The organism is Kribbella endophytica, assembly GCF_054781295.1.
In genome coordinates this window covers 13101-38310 of record NZ_BAAGUR010000006.1, presented here as the reverse complement: position 1 = coordinate 38310, position 25210 = coordinate 13101, and the positions used below count along the sequence as shown (strand labels likewise).

At 69.6% G+C, this 25210-nt stretch carries 27 protein-coding genes; 11 read left to right on the top strand and 16 right to left on the bottom strand.

Annotated elements, in window-relative coordinates; genetic code table 11:
* Positions 1-83 precede the first annotated feature (83 nt).
* Positions 84-479, bottom strand: a complete 396-nt coding sequence (locus tag ACYVIO_RS38160) for a hypothetical protein (protein ID WP_460655878.1) — start codon at positions 477-479, stop codon at positions 84-86.
* On the opposite strand from ACYVIO_RS38160, the gene ACYVIO_RS38155 reads away from it, so the two are divergent.
* Entirely contained in the window at positions 478-1155 is a 678-nt protein-coding gene (locus tag ACYVIO_RS38155; RefSeq protein WP_460655877.1) for a hypothetical protein, read from the top strand. The two genes, ACYVIO_RS38160 and ACYVIO_RS38155, sit on opposite strands and share 2 nt — an antisense overlap.
* A gap of 246 nt (positions 1156-1401) precedes the next feature.
* Here the strand turns inward: ACYVIO_RS38155 and ACYVIO_RS38150 are convergent, their stop codons facing one another.
* A complete protein-coding gene (locus ACYVIO_RS38150; RefSeq protein ID WP_460655876.1) occupies positions 1402-4746 on the bottom strand; it encodes a S8 family peptidase in 3345 nt (1114 codons plus the stop codon).
* A 149-nt stretch (positions 4747-4895) separates the two neighbouring features.
* Between ACYVIO_RS38150 and ACYVIO_RS38145 the strand changes: the two genes are divergently transcribed.
* Positions 4896-5876, top strand: a complete 981-nt coding sequence (locus ACYVIO_RS38145; RefSeq protein WP_460655875.1) for a helix-turn-helix domain-containing protein — start codon at positions 4896-4898, stop codon at positions 5874-5876.
* A 147-nt stretch (positions 5877-6023) separates the two neighbouring features.
* On the top strand, positions 6024-7814 hold the full coding sequence (locus ACYVIO_RS38140) for a glycerophosphodiester phosphodiesterase family protein (RefSeq protein ID WP_460655874.1): 1791 nt from the start codon (positions 6024-6026) through the stop codon (positions 7812-7814).
* Here the strand turns inward: ACYVIO_RS38140 and ACYVIO_RS38135 are convergent.
* Positions 7811-8866 (bottom strand): carboxylate-amine ligase, encoded by a 1056-nt coding sequence (locus tag ACYVIO_RS38135; protein WP_460655873.1) that lies wholly within the window; start codon positions 8864-8866, stop codon positions 7811-7813. The genes ACYVIO_RS38140 and ACYVIO_RS38135 overlap by 4 nt on opposite strands.
* Before the next feature lie 55 nt (positions 8867-8921).
* Between ACYVIO_RS38135 and ACYVIO_RS38130 the strand changes: the two genes are divergently transcribed.
* Together ACYVIO_RS38130 and ACYVIO_RS38125 are read left to right on the top strand one after the other, a co-directional pair.
* Entirely contained in the window at positions 8922-9659 is a 738-nt protein-coding gene (locus ACYVIO_RS38130) for a HipA family kinase (RefSeq protein WP_460655872.1), read from the top strand.
* Positions 9656-10060, top strand: a complete 405-nt coding sequence (locus ACYVIO_RS38125; RefSeq protein ID WP_460655871.1) for a DUF3037 domain-containing protein — start codon at positions 9656-9658, stop codon at positions 10058-10060. Before ACYVIO_RS38130 ends, ACYVIO_RS38125 begins: the two co-directional genes overlap by 4 nt.
* Here the strand turns inward: ACYVIO_RS38125 and pgm are convergent.
* The gene (gene pgm / locus ACYVIO_RS38120) at positions 10057-11682 is read right to left on the bottom strand and encodes a phosphoglucomutase (alpha-D-glucose-1,6-bisphosphate-dependent) (RefSeq protein ID WP_460655870.1); all 1626 of its coding nucleotides are present in this window, start codon (positions 11680-11682) and stop codon (positions 10057-10059) included. The genes ACYVIO_RS38125 and pgm overlap by 4 nt on opposite strands.
* Before the next feature lie 73 nt (positions 11683-11755).
* Positions 11756-13246: a fused MFS/spermidine synthase gene (locus tag ACYVIO_RS38115; RefSeq protein WP_460655869.1), complete on the bottom strand. Its 1491-nt coding sequence runs from the start codon at positions 13244-13246 to the stop codon at positions 11756-11758.
* A gap of 88 nt (positions 13247-13334) precedes the next feature.
* Between ACYVIO_RS38115 and ACYVIO_RS38110 the strand changes: the two genes are divergently transcribed.
* Positions 13335-14003: a maleylpyruvate isomerase family mycothiol-dependent enzyme gene (locus ACYVIO_RS38110; RefSeq protein ID WP_460655868.1), complete on the top strand. Its 669-nt coding sequence runs from the start codon at positions 13335-13337 to the stop codon at positions 14001-14003.
* Here the strand turns inward: ACYVIO_RS38110 and ACYVIO_RS38105 are convergent.
* From ACYVIO_RS38105 to ACYVIO_RS38090, 4 genes are read right to left on the bottom strand one after another with little or no spacing between them, the layout of a single operon-like run.
* Positions 13992-14345 (bottom strand): MmcQ/YjbR family DNA-binding protein, encoded by a 354-nt coding sequence (locus ACYVIO_RS38105; protein WP_460655867.1) that lies wholly within the window; start codon positions 14343-14345, stop codon positions 13992-13994. The two genes, ACYVIO_RS38110 and ACYVIO_RS38105, sit on opposite strands and share 12 nt — an antisense overlap.
* A 12-nt stretch (positions 14346-14357) precedes the next feature.
* Positions 14358-15002, bottom strand: a complete 645-nt coding sequence (locus ACYVIO_RS38100) for a response regulator (protein WP_460655866.1) — start codon at positions 15000-15002, stop codon at positions 14358-14360.
* A gap of 8 nt (positions 15003-15010) precedes the next feature.
* Positions 15011-16159 carry a sensor histidine kinase gene (locus ACYVIO_RS38095; RefSeq protein ID WP_460655865.1) on the bottom strand — a complete coding sequence of 383 codons (1149 nt, stop codon included), beginning with the start codon at positions 16157-16159 and terminating at the stop codon, positions 15011-15013.
* 9 nt (positions 16160-16168) lie between these two features.
* Entirely contained in the window at positions 16169-16555 is a 387-nt protein-coding gene (locus tag ACYVIO_RS38090) for a hypothetical protein (protein WP_460655864.1), read from the bottom strand.
* A gap of 238 nt (positions 16556-16793) precedes the next feature.
* Between ACYVIO_RS38090 and ACYVIO_RS38085 the strand changes: the two genes are divergently transcribed.
* Complete coding sequence (locus ACYVIO_RS38085; protein WP_460655863.1) at positions 16794-17354, top strand: hypothetical protein; 561 nt, start codon at positions 16794-16796, stop codon at positions 17352-17354.
* Between the two features lie 144 nt (positions 17355-17498).
* On the opposite strand, the gene ACYVIO_RS38080 is transcribed toward ACYVIO_RS38085, so the two are convergent.
* Together ACYVIO_RS38080 and ACYVIO_RS38075 are read right to left on the bottom strand one after the other, a co-directional pair.
* Positions 17499-18005, bottom strand: coding sequence for a hypothetical protein (locus tag ACYVIO_RS38080; RefSeq protein ID WP_460655862.1), 507 nt, complete (start codon positions 18003-18005; stop codon positions 17499-17501).
* A gap of 325 nt (positions 18006-18330) precedes the next feature.
* Entirely contained in the window at positions 18331-18885 is a 555-nt protein-coding gene (locus ACYVIO_RS38075; RefSeq protein ID WP_460655861.1) for a YceI family protein, read from the bottom strand.
* Positions 18886-19086: 201 nt separating this feature from the next.
* Here ACYVIO_RS38075 and ACYVIO_RS38070 point away from each other — a divergent pair, with 201 nt between their 5' ends.
* The 3 genes from ACYVIO_RS38070 to ACYVIO_RS38060 all read left to right on the top strand — a co-directional run bounded on the left by ACYVIO_RS38070 (position 19087) and on the right by ACYVIO_RS38060 (position 20786).
* Complete coding sequence (locus ACYVIO_RS38070; protein WP_460655860.1) at positions 19087-19575, top strand: FBP domain-containing protein; 489 nt, start codon at positions 19087-19089, stop codon at positions 19573-19575.
* A gap of 93 nt (positions 19576-19668) precedes the next feature.
* Complete coding sequence (locus ACYVIO_RS38065; protein WP_460655859.1) at positions 19669-19923, top strand: hypothetical protein; 255 nt, start codon at positions 19669-19671, stop codon at positions 19921-19923.
* Positions 19924-19994: 71 nt separating this feature from the next.
* Positions 19995-20786, top strand: coding sequence for a DUF429 domain-containing protein (locus ACYVIO_RS38060; RefSeq protein WP_460655858.1), 792 nt, complete (start codon positions 19995-19997; stop codon positions 20784-20786).
* A 218-nt stretch (positions 20787-21004) separates the two neighbouring features.
* Here ACYVIO_RS38060 and pyrE read toward each other — a convergent pair whose 3' ends face one another.
* From pyrE to ACYVIO_RS38045, 3 genes are all read right to left on the bottom strand, one after another.
* Positions 21005-21520 (bottom strand): orotate phosphoribosyltransferase, encoded by a 516-nt coding sequence (gene pyrE, locus ACYVIO_RS38055; protein WP_460655857.1) that lies wholly within the window; start codon positions 21518-21520, stop codon positions 21005-21007.
* A gap of 15 nt (positions 21521-21535) precedes the next feature.
* Complete coding sequence (locus ACYVIO_RS38050; protein WP_460655856.1) at positions 21536-22783, bottom strand: exonuclease domain-containing protein; 1248 nt, start codon at positions 22781-22783, stop codon at positions 21536-21538.
* Positions 22784-22868: 85 nt separating this feature from the next.
* The gene (locus ACYVIO_RS38045) at positions 22869-23369 is read right to left on the bottom strand and encodes a hypothetical protein (RefSeq protein WP_460655855.1); all 501 of its coding nucleotides are present in this window, start codon (positions 23367-23369) and stop codon (positions 22869-22871) included.
* Positions 23370-23519: 150 nt separating this feature from the next.
* Here ACYVIO_RS38045 and ACYVIO_RS38040 point away from each other — a divergent pair, with 150 nt between their 5' ends.
* On the top strand, positions 23520-23675 hold the full coding sequence (locus tag ACYVIO_RS38040) for a hypothetical protein (RefSeq protein WP_460655854.1): 156 nt from the start codon (positions 23520-23522) through the stop codon (positions 23673-23675).
* Here the strand turns inward: ACYVIO_RS38040 and ACYVIO_RS38035 are convergent.
* Together ACYVIO_RS38035 and ACYVIO_RS38030 are read right to left on the bottom strand one after the other, a co-directional pair.
* Positions 23672-24163, bottom strand: coding sequence for a metallophosphoesterase family protein (locus tag ACYVIO_RS38035; protein ID WP_460655853.1), 492 nt, complete (start codon positions 24161-24163; stop codon positions 23672-23674). The genes ACYVIO_RS38040 and ACYVIO_RS38035 overlap by 4 nt on opposite strands.
* 4 nt (positions 24164-24167) lie before the next feature.
* Complete coding sequence (locus tag ACYVIO_RS38030; protein WP_460655852.1) at positions 24168-25160, bottom strand: Rossmann-fold NAD(P)-binding domain-containing protein; 993 nt, start codon at positions 25158-25160, stop codon at positions 24168-24170.
* Positions 25161-25210 lie beyond the last annotated feature (50 nt).

Below are 25210 nucleotides of genomic sequence, written 5' to 3'. Positions count from 1 at the left end.
CCCTCCCTCGTGGATCGTGCTCTCCACTGTGCGCGGGAGGTGTGACCGGGCCGGGTCCGCCGTGTTACGCCTTTGTCAAAAGCTCACCGACGGCGGCGGGGCTTCGGCAGCCGGTCGGTGAGCTTGGCCCGCTGCGCGGCCAGCACGGCGGCCTGCTCGCGCCGGTCCAGATCGGCGTGCCGGAGCAGCTCCGGGTACGTCGCCTGCGGCACCGGCGGGTACGTCGTGACGATCGCGTCGCCGCTGAACACGAAGAAGATCGCCGAGCCGTCCTTGATCACCTTGAGCAGCGACCCGTCCCGCACGGTGAGCGCGTGCTCGACCGCCTTCTTCCGCGCGGACCGCTTCGCCAGCGCGGCCTGGATCGCCTGCTGGGCCGGCTCCCGCCCGTGCTTGACCGCCTCGAACGCCATCGGCCCGTACCGCACGCCGTACTTCACGAGGTTCTTCGCCAGTCGCCCACGCTGAGGAGCTGCCATGCATCCGACTGTACTGACTCGGCCGGGTCGGCATGCGACCGTCGGTGGCGTCGGGGATCATGGCTGCGTGACCGTTCCTACTCCGCGCCGGCCGATCCTGCCGGGTAACCAGCTGTTCGAGTCGCTGCCCGGTGCGGCGGCCGACCCGGCGAAGGTGGCCGAGGTGGCCCACCGGACCGCCGAGCTGCTGGTCCGGGGAGCCCGGTCGAGCGAGGACGCGGAGGTGGTCGCGCGGGTGGTCAAGCTCGCCGACGACTACGGTCTGGACGAGCTGGCCGACCTCTGGTCCGACGCGCCCGCCGACTCCCTGCCGGGCACGCTCTGGCGGCTCTACGTGCTGCGCTCCTGGGTGCACTCGAGCGCCGAGGACGTCGCCCGGGAGTACTCGACCGGTCGCGCGTACGCCGAGGTGCACGCGGTAGTGGCCGGTGTCGCCGACCCGCCCGGCCCGGACGAGGTGCGGGCGATGGTCGACGCCGTACTGCGGGGTGTCGCGACCGGCGACTTCGCGACCACGCTGGACCGCGCGGCGGCGTTCGCCCGGATCGTCGCGACCGGCCGCGCCCACCTGGCCGACGACGGGCACGACCAGGTCCGGTCGGCGTCGAAGCTGGTCGAGATGGCCGACCAGCTGGCGACCGCGGCGCGCACGGAGCGTGCCGGTCAACTCTGGTAGTTGCCTGGCAGTTCGGCCACGACACTTGCACAGATCCGGGGTTGGTGCTAAGCGATTCGGGGCCGGAAAGCTCAACAGGACAAGGCGTTTGGGCACCGGCTACAATGATGAAGGTGTCGGGCCGCGGTAGCCCCGGGTCCCAAATATAGCCGCTACGAGCGGCCACGCGCCGTGAGGCGCTTCCCGGTCCGGCACCACAATCTTCGAGACGCCGGGCGCCCCATCAGGGGCGCCCGGCTCTCATTTCTAGCGAATTCCGTAGAAACGCTTCAGCACCTGCGTGACGCTCTTGCCACCGGCATCGGTGACCTCGGTCTTCAGGCTGACGAACCCGGTCGCGAGCGTGTTGTCGACCGTCGCCGTCACCTTCTTGCCGTTGTTCTTCACCGGCACCTCCACCCAGGTCACGCCGTCGTCGTACGACGCCCAGACCTTCGCCGAAGTGATCCGCCCCGGCTGGTACCACTCCCCCGCGCCGACCGTGATCGAGATCGGGTAGGCCGCCACCTTCGGCGCCCGGTCGTTCGCGTCGACGTTCAGGTCGTAGTCGGGCCACAGCAGCGGCAGCGGCTTGCCGGAGTCAGCCGCCGACGACCTGAACCGCCAGCGCGTCTCGGTGTCGGTCGGCGACTCCCAGGAGAACGCGCCGCGCTGCCACCGGTTCAGCTGGTAGACCAGTTCCAGGTCGGCCGCCTGCGCCGGGACGTCCCAGTTCCCCTGCCCGAACCACTGGTAGTCGCCGAGCGAGACACCGTCCGCGAGCAGTTCGGTGGCACCTTGGTCGAGGAAGCCTCCCATCGAGAAATGCCCCGGCTCGGTGTCGGACCAGGTCGGGAAGTTGCTCCAGACCGTGTTGCCGTTCCGCGCCGCCGGTGCGACGGTCTGCCCGGTCACCTGGTTGTGCAGCATCCCGGGTCGCAGCCCCGCCTTATACCAGCTCTCCTGCTGCCGGCTGCCCGGCTTGTACGCCTTCGCCGACGACATCATCAGCGTCGCGAACGGCCAGGCCATGGCGTCGGAGTGCCCGACCATCTGGCTCACCTTGGTGTTCTTCTCCGCCGTGACCAGGTGCTCGACCCGGTTCGGCGCGGCCACCTGGCCCCGCTCACCGGTCGGGATCAGGTTCAGGCTCCACGGACGCCAGACGTCGACGTACTCGGAGTAGGTGTAGTTCTTGCCCGGCGTGTAGTAGGTCGCGTCGATCGAGGCCAGCCCGCGGTCCTTGACCTTGTGGGTGGTGCCGCCCTTGACCTGCCCCGCGTGCGTGAAGGCGAGGCTGTAGAGGTACGGCGAAGGCGCCCAGTCGGGTGACTCCAGCTGCCAGCCCTCGACGACCTCGAAGGTGCCGCGCTTGGCCTTGGTACCGGTGTCGGCGAGGTAGACGGCCTTGACCGTCGGGAAGATGTTGCGGCTGCTGGACAGGACCCAGCCGTCGACCACCCGCCCGTAGGTGAGGCTTCCCCCGCGGCGCTCGCTCGGCCGTTCGGTCGTGACCTTGGTCTGGACCGCCTTGCGGGCGTCGTACGTGATCGTGCTGTTCTTCGTCAGCTTCAGCTCGGGGTCGCCGAGGAAGGCGTAGGACTCGATCTGTCCGTCCGCGCCCTCGGTCGCGACGATCGCGGCCAGCGAGTAGCTGCCGGCGCGCAGGTGCAGGGTCTGGTCAGCACCCTCGAACCCGATCCGCTGCGCGGCGATGCTGTCCAGATCGAAGACGTCGAGCGAGGTGATCGACGACGCGGGTTTGCCGTTGCGGTCGATCAGCTTGACGGTGACGTCGACGTGCTGCGGCTCGAGGTAGAACCCGACCGGGGTGACGGTGGTCCGTCCATCGTTGCTGGTAGCAACAATCCGCGCGCTGACCGCGCCGTACAGGCCGTGGTCGAGCTTGACCGACGGGTCGATCTTGAGCGGCAGCGCGGCCGACTTGCCCGCCGGGACCTTCAGGGTGGTGACGCCGAGCTGAACGGCCGACCGAGGCAACGGCTTGCCGTTGTTGCCGCGGACGTCGGCGGAGAACCGAAGGGTGACCGGCGTCGTGCCGGAGTTGGTGTAGGTCAACGGCTTGGTGACCTTCTCCGACGGCTTGTGCGGCCAGGCGAACGTGCCGAGGTCGGTCGTGCCCGGTCCGATCACCTGCTGCGCGACGGCGTTGGCGACGTTCAGTTCGCCGGCGCCCTGGTCGTAGACGCCGGTGGTCGAGGCCGACCGGACGCTGCTCTGCAGCGCGGCCTTCAGCTGCTGACCGGTCCACGTGGGGTGCTGCTGCTTGAGGATTGCGGCGGCACCGGCGACGTGCGGCGTCGCCATCGACGTACCGCTCATGTCGGTGTACGCCGTGTCGCCGCGTCCACCGGCTCGCGCCGCGGTGATGTCCACCCCAGGCGCGGCGATGTCCGGCTTCACCGCGTGGTTGCTCATCACGGGACCGCGACTGGAGAAGTCGGCGGTCGTCGAGGTCAGGTCGGTCGCGGCGACGGTCAGCGCGGACGCGGCACAGCCCGGGCTCGTGATCGTCTCGGACGGGCCGTACAGGTTGCCCGCCGCGACGACGAACAGGACGCCGGACGCGGCGCTGATCCGGTCGACGGCCTCGGCCATCGGGTCGGTGCAGTCGACGGGCTCGGAGGTCCCGATGCTCATGCTGATCACGTCGGCGCCCTCGGCGACGGCCCACTCCATCCCGGCGATGATCCAGGACAGGTCTCCGCTGCCGGAGTCGTTGAGCACCTTGCCGGAGAGCAGCTCGGCGCCCGGCGCGACGCCCTTGTTGCGGCCGCCTGACGCCGTACCGCGTCCGGCGACCGTGGACGAGGTGTGCGTGCCGTGCCCGTCGTGGTCGGCGACGTCGGGGCTGTCGGTGAAGTTCTTCTGGGCCCGGACGGCACCGGCGAGGTCCGGGTGCTCGGCGTCCACGCCGGAGTCCAGTACGGCGACCGTCGTGCCCGCGCCGTCGAACCCGGCACGCCAGGCCTGCGGCGCACCGACGTACGGGACGCTCTCGTCGAGGGTCTTGGTGACCTTCGCGTCCAGCCAGATCTTGTCCAGCTCCCGTCCGGCCGGATCGGTGGGCGACGTGAGCGCTCGCCAGGTCTCGCGGGCCTGGGTCTTCTCGGTCCGCAGCGCGGAGGCGCTGACCGACGGCAGGGACCGGGTGCGCTCGGAGCCGGTCGGCACCGCCGGCTGGGACCGCAGGGTCGACTTGTACGTCGTGATGACCGGCACACGGTCGGTGCTGGCGTCGTCGAAGCCCTGGCGGATCAGACCGCTCACGTTGAACAGCGCGCCGTCCACCTTGCCGCTCTGGACGAGCTTCGCGGCGCTGTCGGGGACGACGTACAGGTCCTTGCCGACCGTCCTCGTCTCGTACCCGCTTGCGGACGGATCGGCGGGCACGAAGCGGATGTTGCTCCGGCCGCTGCCGGCCGGACTGAGCTGGACCTTGTCGCCGGTGAGCAGCGTGACGACCTTGGCGCTGTCGACGCCGAGTGGGAGGCCAGGAGGAGGGTCCGCGCCCGGGGTGGCCGCGGCGGGAACGAGGGCGGTGGCGAGCAGCGAGGTGACGGCTGCGCCGACCAGGAAGCGGGAAAGCATCGGGGGGACCACCTTCGGGGGCAGGGCGATGTCGGCCGTCAGTTCATCGCAAAACCGCCACCGGATTCGCGGCATGACCTGGCAGGATTGCGACAATTCGGGAACCCGCCAGCATCCGGCCGCCGTACGGGAGTGATCAGGGAGGCATCGTGCTCGACGTGCTCGGACTCGAAGACGCCGAAGAACTCGCCTACCGCGCGCTGGTCGAGGTGCCGTCGTACGACGCCCGCGAACTGGCCGCGCGGCTCGGCTGTCTCCCGGTCGAAGCTGCCCGCTCGCTGGCCGCACTGGAGAGCAGCGGCCTGGCTGCCCGGTCCAGCAGCGGCACCGGCCGGTACGTCGCCTCGCCGCCTTCGGTGGCGCTCGCGGCGCTGGCCGTGCAGCGCGAGGAGGAGCTCCGGCGGGCGCAGCGGGAGATCGAGTCGCTCGCCGAGATCTACCGCGGTACCGACACCGAGCGGTCGGTCGGCGACGTGGTGGACGTCGTACGGGGTGCCAAGGCGGTCGGTCAGCGGTTCACCCAGCTGCAGATGTCGGCGCGCGAGGAGGTGCTCGGGTTCGTCAAGGCAGAGATCGCGGCCGTCGCCGCGGAGGAGAACACCGCGGAGGACGCGGCCGTCAACCGAGGTGTGCGGTATCGCGTGGTGATCGAGCGCAACTCCTTCGACCGGCCCGGCTTCTTCCCGGCCGCCGCGGACTCGTTGCGGGCCGGCGAGGAGGTCCGCGTGGTGCCCGAGCTGCCGATCCGGATGCTGATCGTGGACCGGCGGATCGCGCTGGTCCCGCTGCTGTCGGGCTCGCACCGGGACATCGGGGCCTTGATCGTGCACAGCAGCGGGATGCTCGACGGGCTGCTGGCGCTGTTCGACCGGGTCTGGCGGGAGGCGATTCCGCTGGTGTTCGGCAGTGAGGGCGTCGTCGAGGAGAGTCCGACCGCTGACGGGCTGCCGGAGATCGACGCGCGAATCCTCGGGTTGTTGCTCGCGGGACTGACCGATCAAGCGGCGGCGAACCAGCTCGGCCTGTCGATGCGGACGGTCCAGCGCCGGGTCCGCGCGCTGATGGACATGGTGTCGGCCGACACCCGGCTGCAGCTCGGCTACCACGCCGCCCACCGCGGCTGGCTCTGACGTCGCGCTGCGGCTCCGTACGGTAAGTAACCGGCGCCAGGCGGTTACCCTTCGGCCTTTCGTTGGTTACCTTCGGGTGGCACCGGGTACCCCTGCGCCCTGAAGCATCGCCCCCGCACACCCTCCGCCGACGAACAGGAACCCCTCATGCGCCGCCTCCCCCGCGCGCTGCTCCCGCTCGCCCTCACCGCCGCCCTGCTCGGCCAGGGCCTGGTCACCGTCGAGGCGTCCGCGTACCGCGGCCGCGAGCTCGACCTGCAGGCCCACCGCGGTGGCCTCGGACTCACCGTCGAGTCCACCATCGCGTCGTTCACCCGCGGCCTCGAGACCGGAGTCAGCACCCTCGAGCTGGACGTCCAGATCACCGAGGACGGCCACGCCGTCGTCACCCACGACCGCAAGATCACCGGCTCCAAGTGCAAGGACACCGCGCCGTACACCGCGGGCGATCCCGAGTACCCGTACGTCGGCAAGTACATCAACACGCTGACGTTCAACCAGGTCCGCCAGCTCGACTGCGGTTCACTCCCCCAGGCCGGCTTCCCGGGCCAGACGCCCGACCCCGGCGCCCGGATGCCGGAGCTGCGCGAGGTGTTCGCGCTCGTCCACCGCTTCCGCGCCAACGACGTGAAGCTGAACATCGAGACCAAGGTCGAGGCCGGCGCACCGACCGAGACGGCACCGCGCGAGCAGTTCGTCCAGGTCGTCACCCAGGAGATCCGCAAGGCGCGGATCGCCCGGCAGGTGACGATCCAGAGCTTCGACTGGGGCTCGCTGATGCGGATGCGCCAGGTCGCGCCCGAGCTGCCGCTGGTCGCGCTGACCAACTACGACTTCCTGCAGACCGGTCAGCCCGGCAAGTCGCCGTGGCTGGGCGGAATCGACATCGACGACTTCGGCGGCGACCTGGTCAAGGCGACCAAGTCGTTCGGCGCGAGCGCGATCTCCCCGGTGCACGGGTTCCCGCAGGACGGCAAGGTCGGCGACCCGTCGTACAGGCCGTACGTGACCGAGGCGATGGTCAAGTCCGCGCACCAGGCCGGGATGAAGGTCGTGCCGTGGACCGTCGACGACCCGGCGACGATGGAGTCGCTGATCGACAAGGGCGTCGACGGGATCATCTCCGACTACCCGGACCGCCTGCGCCAGGTCGCGCGGGACAACGGCTTCCGGCTGCCGAAGGCGTACGACGCTCCGGCGATCCGGCCGCTGGCGTCGGCGCACGCGCACAACGACTACGAGCACCGGCGTCCGCTGCAGGACGCGCTGGACCGCGGGTTCAACTCGGTCGAGGCCGACGTCTGGCTGATCGACGGCGAGCTGCGGGTCGCGCACGACCTGGACGACGCCGTACCGGGTCGCACGCTGGAGAGCCTGTACCTGAAGCCGCTGGCCGACCGGATCCGCGCCAACCACGGTGAGGTCTACCAGCGCGGGCGCGACTTCCAGCTGCTGATCGACATCAAGAGCGACGGCCCGACGACGTACGCCGCGATCGACGCCGCGCTGCGCAAGTACCGCGGGATCAGCACGATCTTCGCCGGCGGCCGCACCTTCCGAGGCCCGGTCACCGCGGTGATCAGCGGCAACCGGCCGCTCGACGTACTGAAGGCGCAGAAGGTCCGGTACGCCGGGTACGACGGCCGCCTGTCCGACCTGAACTCGAAGATGCCCGCGTCCCTGATGCCGCTGGTCAGCGACAACTGGAACAACAACTTCACCTGGCAGGGCGTCGGCTCCTTCCCGGTCGCCGAGCGCGAGAAGCTCCGCCAGATCGTCACCACCGCTCACCGGGCCGGCTACCGCGTCCGCTTCTGGGAAACGCCCGACACCCGCGGCGCGGCCCGCGACGCCCTCTGGGCCGAGCTCGCGGCCGCCGGCGTCGACCACCTCAACACCGACGACCTGCACGGCCTCGAGGACTTCCTCAGGAACTAGGGCGCGGCTGCCGTGAGGGCGATCAGGTCGTCGCCCTCACGGAAGGCCTCGCGCTGCTTCATTGCGCCGTTGCCCTCGCGGAGCAAACGGTCGACGGTTGTCTCCACGCGTTCGACCTCGCCCAGCTGCTCCAATGCCGGTCGGGCGTGGTCGATCATCAGCTGCAGAACCTGCCGGATCGGCAGCACCTCGGCACGTCGTACGTCGAGGTTGTTGCCGGTCAGCCCGTCCTTGGCGGCCAGCCAGTACGCCGCGCGCAGCAGCTCCGGCTGCAGCTCGGGCCCTAGGCCGCCGTCGTCCAGCGCGGTCATCACCAGCGCGCGGACCAGCGTCGCGTGCAACACGGTCTCGTCGACGGTCAGCGGTACGTCGCTGACCCGCACCTCGACCGTCGGCAGGTGCGACGACGGCCGGACGTCCCAGTAGACCATCCGCTCGTCCATGATGCTGCCGGACGCGAGATAGGTCTGGACCAGCCGGTCGTAGTGCTCGGCCGACTCGAAGTACGGCGGCTGCCCGACGCACGGCCAGCGCGACCACATGATCCACCGCCAGCTCGCGAACCCGGTGTCGTGGCCCAAGTAGACCGCCGAGTTGGCGCTCAGCGCGAGCAACGACGGCAGCCACGGGCGCAGGTGATTGCTGACCCGGACCGCCGCTTCCTTGTCCGGTACGTCGATGTGCACGTGGCAGCCGCAGACGGCCTGCTCCTGCGCGAGCAGCCCGTACCGCTCCTCCATCTCCTGGTACCGCGGCTTGCGCGTGACCAGGTGCGCGGCCTCACCGGTCGGAGGCGCCGCTACGGCCAGCAACCGGCCGCCCTGTTCGGCGGCCGAGACGGCCAGCTTCTTCCGCATCGCGGTGAGCTGTTCGTGCAATTCGTCGGCGGTGTCGCAGACCGGCGAGTTGGTCTCCACCTGCGCGCGGGTCAGCTCCAGCTCGACGTCGATCCCCTCGGTGCCGTCGGCGACCGCCTTGCTCTGCGGCAGCGGCTGACCGGTGGCGGAAACCAGCAGCAACTCTTCTTCGACGCCCATGGACGGATGTTTCATCCCGAGTCGGTACCCGACGCCACTCCCGTGGAAACCGACCTCTAGGCTCTGCCGGGTGAGTCTGCCGACCGTCACCGCCACCCGCTACGTGCTGCCGTTGCGCGAGGGCGGATCGCTGCCGGGTGTTGTCGAAGGCAACGATCTCGGGACCTACGTGCTGAAGTTCCAGGGCGCCGGCCAGGGCCCGAAGGCGCTGGTCGCCGAGATCATCGCCGGCGAGCTGTTCCGCCGCCTCGGTCTGCGGATCCCGGAGCTCAAGCTCTGCCGGCTCGACCCGGCGATCGGCAAGTCCGAGCCGGACGAGGAGATCCAGGACCTGCTGGTCCGCAGCGCCGGGCTCAACCTCGCGGTCGACTTCCTGCCCGGCTCGTTCGGCTACGACGGATCCAGCGGTACGCCGGAAGCCCCGATGCGGGCGCGGATCCTCTGGCTGGACGCGTTCATCGCCAACGTGGACCGCTCCTGGCGCAACCCCAACCTGCTCGTCTGGCACAAGGAACTCTGGTTGATCGACCACGGCGCGGCCCTGTACTTCCACCATTCCTGGATGTCGGCCGAGCGCTTCGCTGCCCTCCCGTACGACGCGACCGACCACGTCTTCCGCGACGACGCTCCCGCCGTACCGGCGATCGACGCGGCCCTGGCGGCCGAGATCACGCCGGAGCTGCTGACCGAGGTGATCGCGCTGGTCCCGGACGAGTGGATCGCCGAGGGCGACCGCGAGCGCTACCTCGGGCACCTGACCGCGCGGCTGGCCGACCGGTCCGCCTGGCTGCCGGGTGGTGCCCGATGACCGATCCCGCGCTCGAGTCGGGCGACCTGGTGCCCTTCGACTACGTGATCCTGCGCGCCGCGCCGCGCATCCACCGGGGCGAGTTCGTCAACGTCGGCGCGGTGATCTACTGCCGCGGGATGGACTTCCTCGGCGCCGCGTGGGACGTCGACCCGGCCCGGCTGCGCTCGCTCGATCCGGCCGTGGACGTCGACGTGGTGTGCGCGTCGCTGGAGCACATCCGGGCGATCTGCGCGGGCGACCCGGTGGGCGGACCGGCCGCGCAGACGAGGATCGGTGAACGCTTCCGGTGGCTCGCGGCTCCCCGCAGTACGGTCGTCCACCCCGGTCCGATCCACAGCGGGCTGACGTCGAGCCCCGCCACGGACCTGGACCGGTTGGTGGACGCCTTCGTCCGTTAGCCGCCGAGGGCGTTGGAGACGACCTCGCGAGCCTGGACGAACACCTCGTCCAGGTGCTCGGCGCCCTTGAACGACTCGCCGTAGATCTTGTACAGGTCCTCGGTCCCCGACGGCCGGGCCGCGAACCACGCGGACTCGGTCGTCACCTTCAGACCGCCGACCGCCGCGCCGTTGCCCGGCGCACTGGTCAGCCGGTCGAGGATCGGCTCGCCGGCCAGCTCGGTCGCCGTGACGGCATCGGCCGACAGCGCCGCGAGCTTCGCCTTCTGCTCCCGGGTCGCCGGCGCATCCACCCGCGAGTACGCCGAAGCGCCGAACCGCTCGACCAGCTTGGCGTGCGCCTGCGACGGCGTCTCGCCGGTCACCGCGGTGATCTCGCTGGCCAGCAGCGCGAGCAGGATCCCGTCCTTGTCCGTCGTCCAGACGCTGCCGTCGAACCGCAGGAAGCTCGCGCCCGCCGACTCCTCGCCGCCGAAGCCGACCGACCCGTCGATCAGTCCCGGTACGAACCACTTGAACCCGACCGGCACCTCCCACAGCCGCCGGCCCAGATCCGCGACCACGCGGTCGATCAGCGACGACGAGACCAGCGTCTTGCCGACGGCGACGTCCGGACCCCACTCGCGGTTCGCGAACAGGTAGGAGATCGCCGCCGCGAGGTAGTGGTTCGGGTTCATCAGGCCGGCGTCCGGCGTGACGACGCCGTGCCGGTCGGCGTCCGCGTCGTTGCCGGTCGCGAGGTCGTACCGGTCCTTCTGCGCGACCAGCGAGGCCATCGCGTACGGCGAGGAGCAGTCCATCCGGATCTTGCCGTCGTGGTCGAGCGTCATGAACGACCAGGCCGGGTCGACCCGCGGGTTCACCACGGTCAGGTCGAGGCCGTGGCGCTCACCGATCGCGGCCCAGTAGTCGACGCTCGCCCCGCCGAGCGGGTCGGCGCCGATCCGCAGCCCGGAGGAACGGATCGCGTCCAGGTTGATCACCGACGGCAGGTCGTCGACGTAGTGGCCGAGGAAGTCGTAGTCCCCGGCCTGGCTCCGCGCCTGCGCGAACGGCGTACGGCGAACCTCGCGGTTGCCGCCGGCGATCAGTTCGTTGGCGCGGGCGGCGATCCAGCCGGTCGCGTCGGAGTCGGCCGGGCCGCCGTGCGGCGGGTTGTACTTGATGCCGCCGTCGCGCGGCGGGTTGTGCGACGGCGTGATCACGATGCCGTCCGCGCCCGCGCCGGCGCCCTGGTTCAACCGCAGGATCGCGTGCGACACCGCGGGCGTCGGGGTCAGCCGGTCGGCGCTGTCGACCAGGGTCTGCACGCCGTTGCCCGCGAGGACCTCGAGGACGGTCCGCCAAGCGGGCTCGGACAGACCGTGGCTGTCCCGGCCGACCAGGAGCGGACCGCTGGTGCCCTCACCGGCGCGGTACTCGCAGATCGCCTGCGTGATCGCCAGGATGTGGGCCTCGTTGAAGGCGCCGTCCAGGCTCGAGCCGCGGTGGCCCGACGTACCGAAGACGACCTTCTGGGCGGGGTTGTCGACGTCCGGGGTGATCCCGTCGTACGCCGCGAGCAGCGCGTCGACGTCGACGAGATCCTCGGGCTGAGCGGGCTGACCTGCGCGTGGGTGCATGTGCACATGCAACAAGCCCGGGGCGCGGAGCACAACTCCGGACCACGGATGCCCAAGTTCCGGTCAGCTCGTCTCAGCTCGGGAACGGTGTCAGCAGCTGGTCGACCGGCGCGAAGTCGTCGGTCAGCAGCGGGGCGTCGCCGACGAACCGGCGTACGTCGTCAGCTCCGGCCAGTACGCCGGCGCGAGCGCCCAGCTTGGTCTGCAGCGCCGCGATCGGCAGCTCGTCGTCGGAGGCGACCAGCACGAAGTTGCCGCCCTGCTCCCCCGCCAGCGCGGACCCGGTCGAGATCACCGCGACGTTCTTGAACTCCTCGGCGACCGTCCGGACCTCCGCCTTGAGGAAGTTCTGCGGGCCGAAGTCGATGATGTTGGCCGTGTAGAGCCCGCCCGGCCGCAGGACGCGGTGGACGTCCGCAACGATCTCGCGGGTGGTCAGGTGCCACGGCACGGCGACGCCGCCGAACGCGTCCATGATCACCAGGTCGCGGCTGTCGGTCGGCTCGGACCGTACGCCGAGCCGCCCGTCACGGATCTGCAGGTCGAGCTCCGGGCCTGCCTTCGCGCCGAGCTCGGCCTTGTCCAGCGCGATCACGCCCGGGTCGATCTCGTACACCTTGTTGTGCGAACCCGGCCGGGTCGCGGTCAGCCAGCGCGGCATCGTCAGTCCGCCGCCGCCGACGTGCAGCGCGTCGATCGGCTGACCGGCGGGGAACTCGGTGTCGATCAGGTCCGCGAAGTCTTTGATGTACTCGAACTGGAGGTAGGTCGGGTCCTCGAGGTCGACGTACGAGTGCCGTAGCTGGTCGAGGTACAGGATCCGGCCGCTCGCGCGGTTGGGATCGGACTCGATGCGGGCGCAGTGGTAGGCCGTCTCGACCTCGCACGGCCGCGGCGCGACCAGCGTGAGTCCACCGCCGATCAGCGCGAGGATCAGCGGCCGGGCCGCCGCCTGGAAACCGCGCAGGAAGATCGTCAGCACCGCGCCGGTCAGCACGAGCAGCCCGCCGAGGCAGAGCACGATCACGCTCGTCGGCACCTTGGCCACGAACACGAACCCGGTCAGCACGGTCCCGAAGATCCCGCCCACCGTCGCGTACGCCGACAGCCGGCCGACCACCGTGCCGGTCTGGGTCAGCGTCGACAGCCGGAGCTTGGTCACCATCGGCGTCACCGCCGCGAGCAACGACGCCGGGACGAACATCGCGACGGCGACCGCGAGGAACACCGCGTTCTCGCCGCCACCGCGGACCGCTTCGCCCGTCCAGCGCACGACCGGCAGCACCAGCAGCACCAACGCACCGCCGAACAGGATCAGCGGTCCGAGCGTCTTCGTCGGCGGCACCGAGTCGGCGAACCGGCCGCCGAGCGCGGCGCCCGTCGCGATCGCTGCCAGCGCGACACCGATGATCGCGGTGTTCGTCTCCAGCGTCAGCCCGAGGTACGGCGCGACCAGCCGCAGCGACACCAGCTCCAGCACCATCACCGCCGCCGAGCTCCCGAACGACAGGCCGATCGCCAGCTTGTCCGCGATCCCGCGGACCTGGACCTCAGTCTCACTCACCGCGCCACCCTATCGGTGGAACCCAACCCTGCTTTACGTTGTCGATTCCGGGGCCACTCGTGCGTCATGCTCAGAAAGGAGGCCACCGATGGACCCGAGCACCAGCGCCACCTTGTACGCCGCCAGCCGCGACCGCATCCTGGCGGCGGCCCGCACCTTCTCGGCCGCCGACCTCGACCGCGTCGTGCCGGCCTGTCCGGACTGGACTGTGCACGACCTGCTCGCGCATCTGACCGGCGTGGCCACCGACTTCGTCCAGGGCAACCTCGACGGCGCACCTTTCCCGCCGTGGACCGCTCGCCAGGTCGATCCGCGCCGACGGTTGCCGGCGGCCGCCGTACTGGCTGAGTGGTCTGCGTCCAGTGTGTTGCTGGAGCAGCTGATCACCAGCGGTACGACGTCACATCCACTGGTCTGCAACCCGTACGCCGATGCTTCCGTCCACGAAGCCGACCTGTGCGGTGCTCTCGGCATCCCGCGGCCGTCGCGCGAAGCCTGGCTGGCCACCCTCGACTGGATGTTCGACGGAGCTTCTACAGGGCTCGCCGTTCACACCCCCGACGGCACGTATTGGTTCGACTCCGACGGGCCGGCCGCCGAGGTCAGCGTCGACACGTACGAGCTGTTCCGTGCCATCTTCGGACGTCGCAGCGCGGCGCAGATCCGGTCCTGGGCCTGGTCCTCTCCGGAGGCCGCTGAGCTGTGGTCGACCAAGCTCGCCATGCTTCCGCAGACGTCTGCGGAACTAGTCGACTAGCGCCGCCAGCGACTTGGGCGCGACCTGGCGGTAGGCGTCGCGCACGAGCTCGGCGAGGTGGTCCCAGTCGGCATCGTCGACGTCGAGGTAGACGCCGAGCCAGCCGCGATGACCGACGTACGGCGGACGGAAGAAATGATCCGGGTCGGTCGTGAGCAGCTCCTGCTGAGCGCCCTCGGGAGCCGCGCACCAGAAGCCGATCCGGTCGTCGTGGTGCTGGTTCGCGAACATGACGAACGTCTTCTTGTCCCGGATGAACCAGGTCGGCTCACCGTGGCTCAGCCGCTCGGTCACCTCCGGCAACGCCAGGCACAAGGCCCTGAGTCGTTCCAACCCGTCCATGCTCTCCGCCTCTCAGCGCGTCGGGCCGGGTGCGACGACGCCGGCCTCGTACGCGTAGACAACAGCTTGCGCCCGGTCTCTCAGATCCAGCTTGGTCAGGATGCGGCTCACGTGCGACTTCACGGTCTGCTCGGCGAGGACGAGATCGGTGGCGATCTCGCGGTTCGACAGGCCTTTGGCGATCAGTCGCAGTACGTCGGTCTCGCGCGGGGTGAGGGTCGCGTCGGCTGGTTTGAGGACCGGGCGGGCCTTGGCGAAGTCCTCGACCAGGCGGCGGGTGATCGACGGGGCGAGCAACGCGTCGCCTGCGGCAACGATGCGGACCGCGGCGGCCAGCTCGTCGGGTGAGGCGTGCTTGAGGAGGAAGCCGCTGGCACCGGCGCGGAGTGCGTCGTACACGTACTCGTCGAGGTCGAAGGTCGTCAGCACGATCACCCGCGGAGCTTCGCCCTGTGTGTCCAGGATCTGCCGGGTTGCCGCGATCCCATCCAGCACAGGCATCCGTACGTCCATCAGAATGACGTCCGGCTTGACCTTCTGCGCAACCTCGATCGCCTCGGCGCCGTCCCCGGCCTGGCCGACGATCTCGAGATCGTCCTGCGACCCCAGCAACGCGCTGAACCCGGCGCGAACGATCTCCTGATCGTCCACCACCATCACCCTGATCATCGGACCCGCACCGGCACAACCGCCTCCACCACGAACCCGCCGTCCGGCGTGCTCTCGGCTCTCACAGTCCCATCCACCAGGCTCACCCGCTCCCGCATGCCCAGCAGCCCTTGCCCTGCACCGCTCTTGGTCGTGCTGCTGCCTCTGGTGTTGGACACCGTGACCCGCAGCTCGCCTTGGTGCTGTCGTACTGCCACTGTGATCTGCGCACCCGGCGCATGCCGTACGGCGTTGCTGATGCTCTCCTGCACCACTCTGTACGCCGTCAGCCCCACAGCCGGATCCACTCCCTCTGTCGTCGCGTCCAGCTCGATCGACGCGCCCGCCTGCCGAGCCTTGGCGACCAGCCCCGGCAGATCCTCCAGCCCCGGCTGCGGCTCCAGCTCCAGCTCCCCCGGCTCGTCCCGCAACAACCGCAGCACCCGCCGCATCTCGGTCAGCGACGACCGCGCCTCCTCAGCAATCCCGGCGAATTCGGTACGCACCTCCTCCGGCAGCGCCTGCAACCGGTGCGGCGCACTGTCCGCCCGGACGACGACCACCGACAAGTGGTGCGCCACCACGTCGTGCAGCTCCCGAGCGATCCGCGCCCGCTCCTGCCACAGCGCCCGCTCGGCCCGCTCGGCCTCGGTCAGCGCCTCCTGCTCCACCAGTTGCTGCCGCGCCTCGGCCCGCGATCTTTGGAGGTCTCCGATGACGACAGCGACGAGTGACAGGACTGCCATGGTGAGCAGTCCGACCCAAGACCCGCGCTCGGGCGCCAGCAGCATCCCTACGACGCCTGTCAGCTGAGTCGCTACCCACCAGCCGGCCACGGTCTTGCGCGACGCGCCCCGTGCCGCGACGACCGCCAGCACGATCGAGTGCCCGAACACACTCGTCACCGGCCACGGCCAGGGCTCGTCCGCACTCACCGGCACGCTCACCGTTGCAGTCAGGGCTGCTGTTGCCAGTGAACCGGGCAGGCTGATGGTGGGCCGGATCCACGCCAGTGCCATCGTCAGCGCCCGTGCGGCCCCCAGTGCGAGCGCCGCACCCAGTGGGAGCTGGTAGTGCTGGCCCAGGTCCATGGTCGTGAGGACCAGCAGCGCCGCCGTACCGGCACCGGCGACCCACGCCCACCTGCCCCGCGGCCATCCCGTCATCTGGCGACCCTAGATCTGCCGGACCCAGGCGACGAAGAGCGCCGCTCCGGCGACAGCGATCAGAACTGCGACCGGACGGACCCACCAGCTGAGCGCCGCGCCGTACAGGCCACGGGTCATCGTGGCGTGCAGTCTGCGCATTCCCCACAGCGCAAGGGGAATCAGCACGATCACCGGAACCGCCACCGCGGCATGGACGATCCAGGCTCCCGTCAACGTCGGTCCACCCCACGTCTCCGGTCCGAACGGTCCGTGCTCGACAAGGCCGAAGAACGGTCCCCGGACCACCGCGATCCCCCAGAGGCCGATGAGGAATACCGCCAGCAGTCCGTGGGCTACGGCGATCACCCGATGGGTGACCATCAACGGCCGCGTCGGCCCGCCCTGTCTACTCACTGTGCTCGTCCTGTTGTCCGTCATAGCGCTCTCCTCGGTCTCAGCAGTCGAGATCGAGCCTAGAAATTCGCGGGCTCCGGCACATCCGGCCAGGGAGCGAATGCGCTCCCAGTACCCCGGTACGGGGTCTGATGTGATCCAGGTCACAGTGACCACGGTCCGTGTCGCCGCGTTACACGAACAGTGCCGGTGGTAGCGGCAGTCCGCTCCCGGCGGCACCCGACAGGAGGTTCGTCCCATGCGCATTCGAGACCTGGCGGTGACCGCCACGCTGATCCCGGTCCTGATGCTCGCCGGTTGCGGCGCCAACGAATCGGCCGACGTGGCCGCCTCGTCCCCCGGTGCCCAGAAGGCGTCCAAGCACGACGACGTCCCGGTCGGCGCGGCCCAGCCGGAGACGGTCCCGGTCTCCGACGACCCGGTCGTCAACGCGTACTACGACTACCGCGCCGCGCTCGACACGATGATGAAGAGCGGCGGCAAGGCGACCAAGCAGCTGGTCCCGGTGATGACGCCGCAGCTCTACAAGGCGTACAGCCAGCAGGCCAAGTACTACCGCGCCCGCAAGCTGCGCAACACCGGCGCCACCAAGGTGGTCTGGGCCAAGCGAACGATCGCCGCGTCGGGTGTGATCATCCGCGCCTGCTACGACACGAAGGCGGCCCGCACGGTCGACGCCAAAGGCCGCAGCATGATCCCGGCCAAGTCGCCGACCCGCTGGGTCGACGAGATGCGCGTCGAGCAGCACGACGGCCGCTGGGTGGTCGGCGGCGGCAGCACCACAGCCCGCAAGTGCTGACCCCCTGAAGCAACCTCCGGGCCTTGCCGGAGGAGAACACGACTCCTGGTCGCCGCCCTCGGGCACACCTCGCGCCCCGGAGTCAGCCGACAGCGCGGAGAGTCCACCTCTCCGCGCTGCCGGCTTTTCCCAACCTCTGAATGGCTAGAGCGGGTGCCGCGACTCCTGGGCGATCAGCTCCTCGACCGCGTCGCGCAGCTCGCGGTCCTGGTCCGGGCCGGACCACACGACGATGCGCGCCTTGTCACCCAACTTGTCCGCGATCAACTCCCGCGCCGGCGTCGGGTCGCCTTGGTTCAGCAGGACCACCAGGCGCCTGCCGTCCCGCTGCAACCGGTCGAGCAACGGCGGCAGAGTCGACCCGCGGAACAACCCCGGATCGCTCTTCACCTTCGTCTCGACCATCACGCCCCGCCCGCGCACCACCAGCAGGAAGTCGGCGCGGTCCCGCGCGAACTCGCGATCGTGGTAGACCCGCGCCTTCGGCCACAGCCGTTGCAGCGCCTCGTCCACGTCCGCGTCGTACCGCGCCGCGAGCCGGCTGACCCGCGAACTCGTCCCGCGCGGGCGGAACGACTCCGGCGTACGCCGTACCGGCCGGCGCCGCCCGATCAGCGGCAGGAACCATCGGTAGAGCCTGGTGTCGATCATCGGCGGACCCCCTGGCCCTAGGTCGTCACTCAGCCAGGAGTTTTCCAGTGCACGGGGGCAGCAAAACCTTCCCGCCCGCACCGAAGGCCGATCGTGACCCCACCGCGACGAACCCGACACTCCGCGGGGTGCCGGCTATCAGAAACCGTCGCCGTGAAAGCCGCGGCGCCGGTTGTGAAGAGGCGGGCCGGTTGTGAAAGACCCGGCGCCGGTTGCGAACGACGTGGCACCGGTTGTGAAAGACGAAACCGGGGCCACCGACCAGCGGTGACCCCGGTTGCTCGTCGTACGGCGTGATGCTCGCCGGACGGCAGTGCTGCTGTGCTCAGGCGTTCTTGATCGCCGAGACCTCGATCTCGAGGGTGACCTTCTCGCTGACCAGGACGCCGCCACCCTCGAGGGCCGCGTTCCAGGTGACGTTCCAGTCCTTGCGGTTGATCGTGACCGCGCCGTCGAAGCCGACCCGGGTGTTGCCGAACGGGTCGGTCGCCGTACCGGTGTACTCGAAGTCGATCGTGACCGGCTTGGTGATCGACTTGATGGTCAGGTCGCCGGTGACGGCGAAGACGTCGTCGCCCTTGGCCGCGACCGAGGTCGAGACGAAGGTGATCTCCGGGTGCTCGTCCATCTCGAAGAAGTCGTTGCTGCGCAGGTGGTCGTCGCGCTGGCTGTTGCGGGTGTCGATGCTCTTGGCCTGGATCGTCACCTTGACCGAGGAGTTCGCCGGGTTCTCGCCGTCGATGTGGGCCGAACCCTCCCACTCGTTGAACGACCCACGAACCTTGGTCACCATCGCGTGCCGGGCCACGAAACCGGTACGGCTGTGCGCGGTGTCGATCGTGTAGTCGCCGGTGAGCGTGGCGTAGTCGGTCGTGCTCATAACTGGTGTCCTCCGGGGGCGCTTAGTTGAAGTTTGTACCTCTTATGGTGCCAGCTCCAGGTTGATAAGTCCACTCCCCCGGTCCGCATGTTGCCGGATCGCCACCGCACTGTCACGCCCTGGCGCCGTATTTCGGTTGCCGCGACCGTGCGCCGCGGGTTTGAGTAGGTCGGGAAACCGGTCGATGGTGAGGAGTTTGTGGTGCAGGCGCTGAACGCGGACGAGATCCGGCGATCGTTCGTCAACTCGACCAAGAGCCAGGTCAAGGCGGTCACGATGCCGCACGAACTGAGCGAACTGCCCTGGGAGTCGCTGGACTTCCTCGGCTGGCGCGACCCGAAGGCGCCGGCGCGCGCCTACCTCGTCGTACCGCGTGAGGACGGCGTGCTCGGCATCGCGCTCAACACCGCCGCCACCGGCAAGCCCCGCCGCGGTACCGGCCTGTGCGACCTCTGCCACACGGCGCACAAGGTCATCGACGTCTCGCTCTTCGCCGCCCGCCGCGCCGGTCCAGCCGGACGCGCCGGCAACACCGTCGGCACCTACATCTGCGCCGACCTGGCCTGCTCGCTCTACCTACGAGGCCTGCGCGAGCCCGAGGTTCCCCAGGGCGAGACCGTCGGCCCCGAGGTCCGAATCGAGCGACTCGGCAACAGGCTTGAGAGTTTCGTGTCGCGGGTACTCGCGTAGCACCGACGGGAGCGACAGAATGCTCCCTCCAGAATAGTCCGGGGAACTAGGCTGGACACAGGTCACGGGCTCGCTGGACAGGAGAAAGTCGCGATGTCGGAGTTCAGAATCACCCACGAGATCCACGAGGTCCACCCGGACATCCGCGAGAAGCTGACCACCGCGACGATCGACGCGATCAACGAGTCGAGCGCCCGGTCGGCCGAGGACGCCGCCCTGGTGCTGCGCAACCGCCTCGGCGAGATCGGCGTCCACATGAGCCCCGAAGCCTGCCTCGCCGCGGTAGAACGCATCCGCTCCGGCAAGAGCCTCCGCTTCGAGATCGAACGCGAAGAGCCGGAAGACTGAAATCCAGCTCGCCCGTTCCGCCCTCCGTCCAGCGTGGATCGGGCACCTCACCGGAGTGCGGTGAGGTTGAGATGAGTGCGGTGCGGTACGTCGGCGTCGACCTCGCCTGGGGTCAACGCGGCGTCACCGGTCTGGCCGTACTTGACGCGTCCGGCTGCCTGCTGGACGTCACCGTCCAGCAAACCGACGACGAAATCCTCACCTGGCTGAGCCGATGGACGGCCGGCCCGTGCTTCGTCGCGTTCGACGCCCCCATCGTGGTCAACAACGCGACCGGCCACCGCTCCTGCGAACGTCTGATCTCCCAGTACTACGGCCGCTTCGGCGCCTCCTGCCACGCCGCCAACACCACGAACGCCAGCTTCACCAACGGCTCCCGAGCCCTCCGCCTCATCGAAGCCCTCGGCCTCAGCCTCGACCCCACAGCCGCCAGGCGCGCCGCCGAGGTCTACCCCCACCCCGCCATCGTCACCCTCTTCGACCTCCCCCGAATCCTCCAGTACAAATCAAAACCCGGCCGCGACTTCGAGCACCTGTACGCCGAAATGCTCCGCCTGGCCCAGTACGTCGAGTCCCTCGCCGACGCCTCCCCACCCCTGCAGGTCAAGGCAAACCCCGCCTGGCAACAACTCCGCCAGGCCCTCACCCAAGCCACCCGCAAGGCCGACCTCAAACGCGTAGAAGACGCCCTGGACAGCGTGGTCTGCGCCTACATCGCCGCCTACGCAGCAACCCACCCCACCCAAGTCCGCTACTTCGGAACCCCCACCACAGGCCAAATCCTCGCCCCGGTCACCCCAGCCCAGGCAACCCGCTACGACCAGACGCCACCCCCAGCCAACCCCGCCGAGGCTCACGCCTGATCCGCACCCGCCACCGGCGCACCCCTGACCGGGCTCCGGGCTTCGGGCTCGGGCTTCGGGCTCGGGCTTCGGGCTCGGGCTTCGGGCTCGGGCTTCCGGCTCCGGGCTTCCGGGCTCCGGGCTTCCGGGCTCCGGGCTTCCGGCTCCCGGCTCCCGGCTCCCGGCTCCCGGCTCCCGGCTCCCGGCTCCCGGCTCCCGGCTCCCGGCTCCCAACGTGACTATCCCAAATCAGCAGCCTTCAGCAACGAGATCAACCCCAGGTCGATCTCCTTCAACGCTTCCGCCCCGCCCTGCTCCCGATCGATCACGCACAACGCCTCGCGCACATCCGCCCCCAGCGCCCGCAGTTCCCGCGTCGACAGCACGATCTGCCCGCCGCTCGTCACCACGTCCTCAACCACCAGCACCCGCCGCCCAGCGATCTCAGCCCCCTCGGCCAACCGGCAGGTCCCGTACGTCTTCGCCTCTTTCCGCACGAACGCACACGGCAACCCGGTATGCCGCCCCAGCGCGGTCACCACCGGAATCCCACCCATCTCCAGCCCGGCCAGCACCTCGATCCCCGCCGGCACCAACGGAACCAACGCCTCCGCAACAGCATCCAGCAGCACCGGATCCGCCTCGAAGCGATACTTGTCGAAGTAGTGATCAGTCGTCACCCCCGACCGCAGTGTGAACTCCCCGGTCAGATGCGCCACCTCGTAGATCCGCCGCCCCAGCTCTGCTTTGTCCACGCCGTCGACCCTAATTCACCCCGCCTTCCGCTCGTCATCAGCGGGCAGCACCTCAGCCGGCAGCAATCGTCGAAACGCCTCCACCGCGATGATCGGCACCCCGAACTCCCGCGCCGCCCGAGCCTTCGACGACAAGCTGTCCACATCGGCCGCCACCACGAACGTCGTCTCCGCGCGCACCGCCTCCTGCGGACTGAACCCGGCCGCCACCGCCCGGTCCCACCACACCTCCCGCGGCTCCACCATGTCCCCGGTGAACACCAACGTGCTACCCAGCGGAAACCCACCAGCCCCCGGCCGCGCCGGTACGACGTACTGACCGTTGCTAGCAGCAACCAATGCGTCGTCCACGTCGCCGGCCTGCCGCCCGAGCATCGTCGCCACCCGATCCAGATCCGCCCGCTGCTCGTCGCTGATCTCGCTGTCCAACCAAACAGCAGCGGCGAGCTCATCCAGATAAACCCCGTGCAACAGATCAACCTGGGACCGAGTCAGCCCCAGATCCGTTGCCACATGCACCAACAGATCAGCCCCCGCCGCATCGATCTCCCGATCCGCCAGCAAGGTGTCCAGCACCGCGAGATACGAGTCAGCCTGCGGCGGCTCCGAAACCCGTGGCAACTGATCGACGAGTCGACTCATCCACCCGTGCCGCCCACCCGCGTGCACCGGCCGCACCGTCGGCCCACGATGCGTCCCCGGCAGCTCCGGCCACGGCAGCTCCCGGATCTCGTCGTACGCCCACTGCCAAGGCGGCGGCGACGGGAACGACTTCAAGTAAGCACTGAACAACTCAGCCGTCGCCCGGGTGTCCGCAAGCGCCGAATGCCAACCCTCCAAGGTGATCCCGGCCGCCGCGCAACACGCCCCGAGCGTCCGCCGCGATCCCGGGAACAGATACCCGGCCAGCGCCATCGTGCACATCGACCGCTCCGTGATCAGCGGTACGACGTGCCCGAGCCGCGCGAACTCCGCCCGAAGGAACCCGAGATCGAACTCGACGTTGTGCCCCACCACCATCCGCCCGGCGAGCAGCTCACCGAGCCGCCGCGCGACGTCGACGAACTCCGGCGCCGCCAGCACGTCGGCGGTCAGGATCCCGTGGATGTGCTGCGGACCGAGATCCCGTTGCGGGTTGAGCAGCGTCACCCACTCGTCCTCGAACCGCCCCTCGGCGTCCAGCAGCACGACGGCGACCTCGATCACCCGGTGCCGGTGCCCGGGCAGCAGGCCGGTCGTCTCGGTGTCGATGACGGCATACATCGGCGACGCCTCCTCGGAATCGGTCCGTGGTTTCCTACTGCGACCAGCCAATCACAGCCCACCGACAATTCCGGTCCACCCGCTCTCAGGCCGGTACGTCGACCGCGATCTCCTCGCCGAGCGTCGCCCCGAGCCCGAGATCCAGGTCGTCGCCGCTCCAGAACCGCCCCGGGTCGTACCAGTTCGGCCGTCGCCCACCCGGCAGCAGCCCCATCTCCTCGTACGTCAGCGCGACCACCTCCGCGCAGTATGCCGTCTCGAGCACCAGCTCACGGTCCCCGCGCCGGAACGCCGGCACCCGCCCGCGGATCCACCGCGACGCCAGCCGGGCGGTCGACGGGAACGGCGTACCGTCCAGGCGCGCGACAACCCGCAGTACGGCGTCCTCCATCTCCTGGCCCACCACGGGGTCCAGCTGCCGCAGCCAGGCCCGCTGGCCGTACCTGTGCGCCCAGGTGGTCACCGCGTCGCGCAGGTCGTGCAGCTGCACGCCGCGCTGGTGGTTGCCGGTCCAGACGTCAGGCAGCGACCGGCCGAGCTCGGCGTGCCACATCAGCGGCGGCAGGTCCTCGATCACGATCGCCATACCGACATGGTTGACCGGGCTGTTGGTCGTCAGCTGGATCGCCCGATCGGCCGCGGATTCCCCGCGGAACAGCCAAATGTCACCTGTTCGTGTCAGTTCCGTAGCGTCGTCCAGCGTTATCCGCGTCTCCACATCGCTAGGTTAGTGCTCATGAAGGTATGGAAGGTGCTCGGAGTCGCCGGCCTGGTGGGTGTCGCGGCGACCGGTGTGGTGATCGCGCGGGGCGAGCGGAAGCGTCGCTCGTACACGCCCGAAGAGGTTCGTGACCGGCTCAAGGCCCGGGTCAAGGAAGCAGCCAACGTCTAAAGGTTGTGCAAGGCAACATCTTCCAGGCGGCCCGAGCTGATCGTGGCCGTCTGGTAGGTGCGGTACGGCTGGCTCCGGCGGTCCGTCGGTGATCCCGGGTTGAGCAGCCGCAGCCCTCGCGGCGACGTCGTGTCCCACGGGATGTGACTGTGCCCGAACACGAGCAGATCCACGTCCGGGTAGGCCTTCTCCGCCCGGAGCTCACGTCCCTGCTTGCTGCCAGTCTCGTGTACGACGGCCACTCGCAGCCCGTCCAGAGTCTCCCGGGCGACCTCCGGCAGCCGCTTCCGCAGCTCCGGCCCGTCGTTGTTGCCCCAGCAGCCGATCAGCCGCTTGGCCCGCTCGGTCAGCTCGTCCAGCAGCTCCACGTTCACCCAGTCGCCGGCGTGGATCACCACGTCGGCGACGTCGACCGCGTCCCAGACCGGCTCCGGCAGCTTCTTCGCCCGGACCGGCAGGTGGGTGTCGGAGATCAGCAGCAGCTTCATGCCCTCAGTCTGAGCCGAGCTGCGCGATCAGTTCCTGTTCCCGCGCCGGGCTGAGCCCTGCCTTGCGCTCCCGGTCCAGTCCCAGCTCGCGCTCCCACGCCAGCGTGTCCCGGACGACCTCCTCCCGCGACCGGTGCTTCAGACCGGCCTGGATGGCCGCCTGGCCGCTGCGGTTCGACCAGCCCTCGTAGCCCGGCTCGGTGAGCCACATGGCGAGCGAGTCCGGTCCCATGAACTGCTCGACCTTCCGCTCCTCCAGCCACGCCCTCGGCGCACTGACCACCGGACCGGTGTGTCCACCGACCTGGCGTGACAGCTCGATCCACTCACCGAACGGCTGTACCGGCCCGACAGTGTCGTACGTCCCGGTCACGCCCTGCTCAGCGCAGTCCAGCAACCAGGAGGCGAGGTCCCGTACGTCGATGACCGAGGTGGGCAGCTCTGGCGTGTCCGGCACCAGCAACGGCTCCTCAGGCGCCCGGGCCGCGCGGGCGACCCAGGCACCGGCCCGGTCGCTCCGGTCGCCCGGTCCGCCGATCAGACCGGCCCGTGCGATCACCAGGCGATCCCCTACCGCTGCTGACGACAGCTGCTCGCACGCAACCTTCGCTTCGCCGTACTGGTCCCGGTCTGCGGTCTCCGACTCGGTCGGCTCACGCAGTGCGGCCGACTCGTCGGCACCCGGCGTACTGAAGTCGGCATACGCGTTGCCGGACGACACGTAGGTCCAGTGCTTCGCCCGCGCTCCGAACGCGTCCAGCGCCTCCCTGACGAAGCCCGGCTGCCAGGACACCTCGAACACCGCGTCCCAGTCCTGCACCGGTACGCCGTCGTACGCGCCGGGCTTGCTCCGGTCGCCGGTGACGAGTGCGGCGCCCTCAACGACCCCACCGCTCTCGCCCCGCGCCACACAGGTCACCGCGTGCTCCCGTGCGAGTGCCTGCGCCGAGATCTCGCGCCCCAGAAAGGCTGTTCCGCCCAGTACCAGAATCTGCATGGCACCAAGCCAAGCAGCCCGGCGTACCGATTCCCAGTACCTCTGCTGAC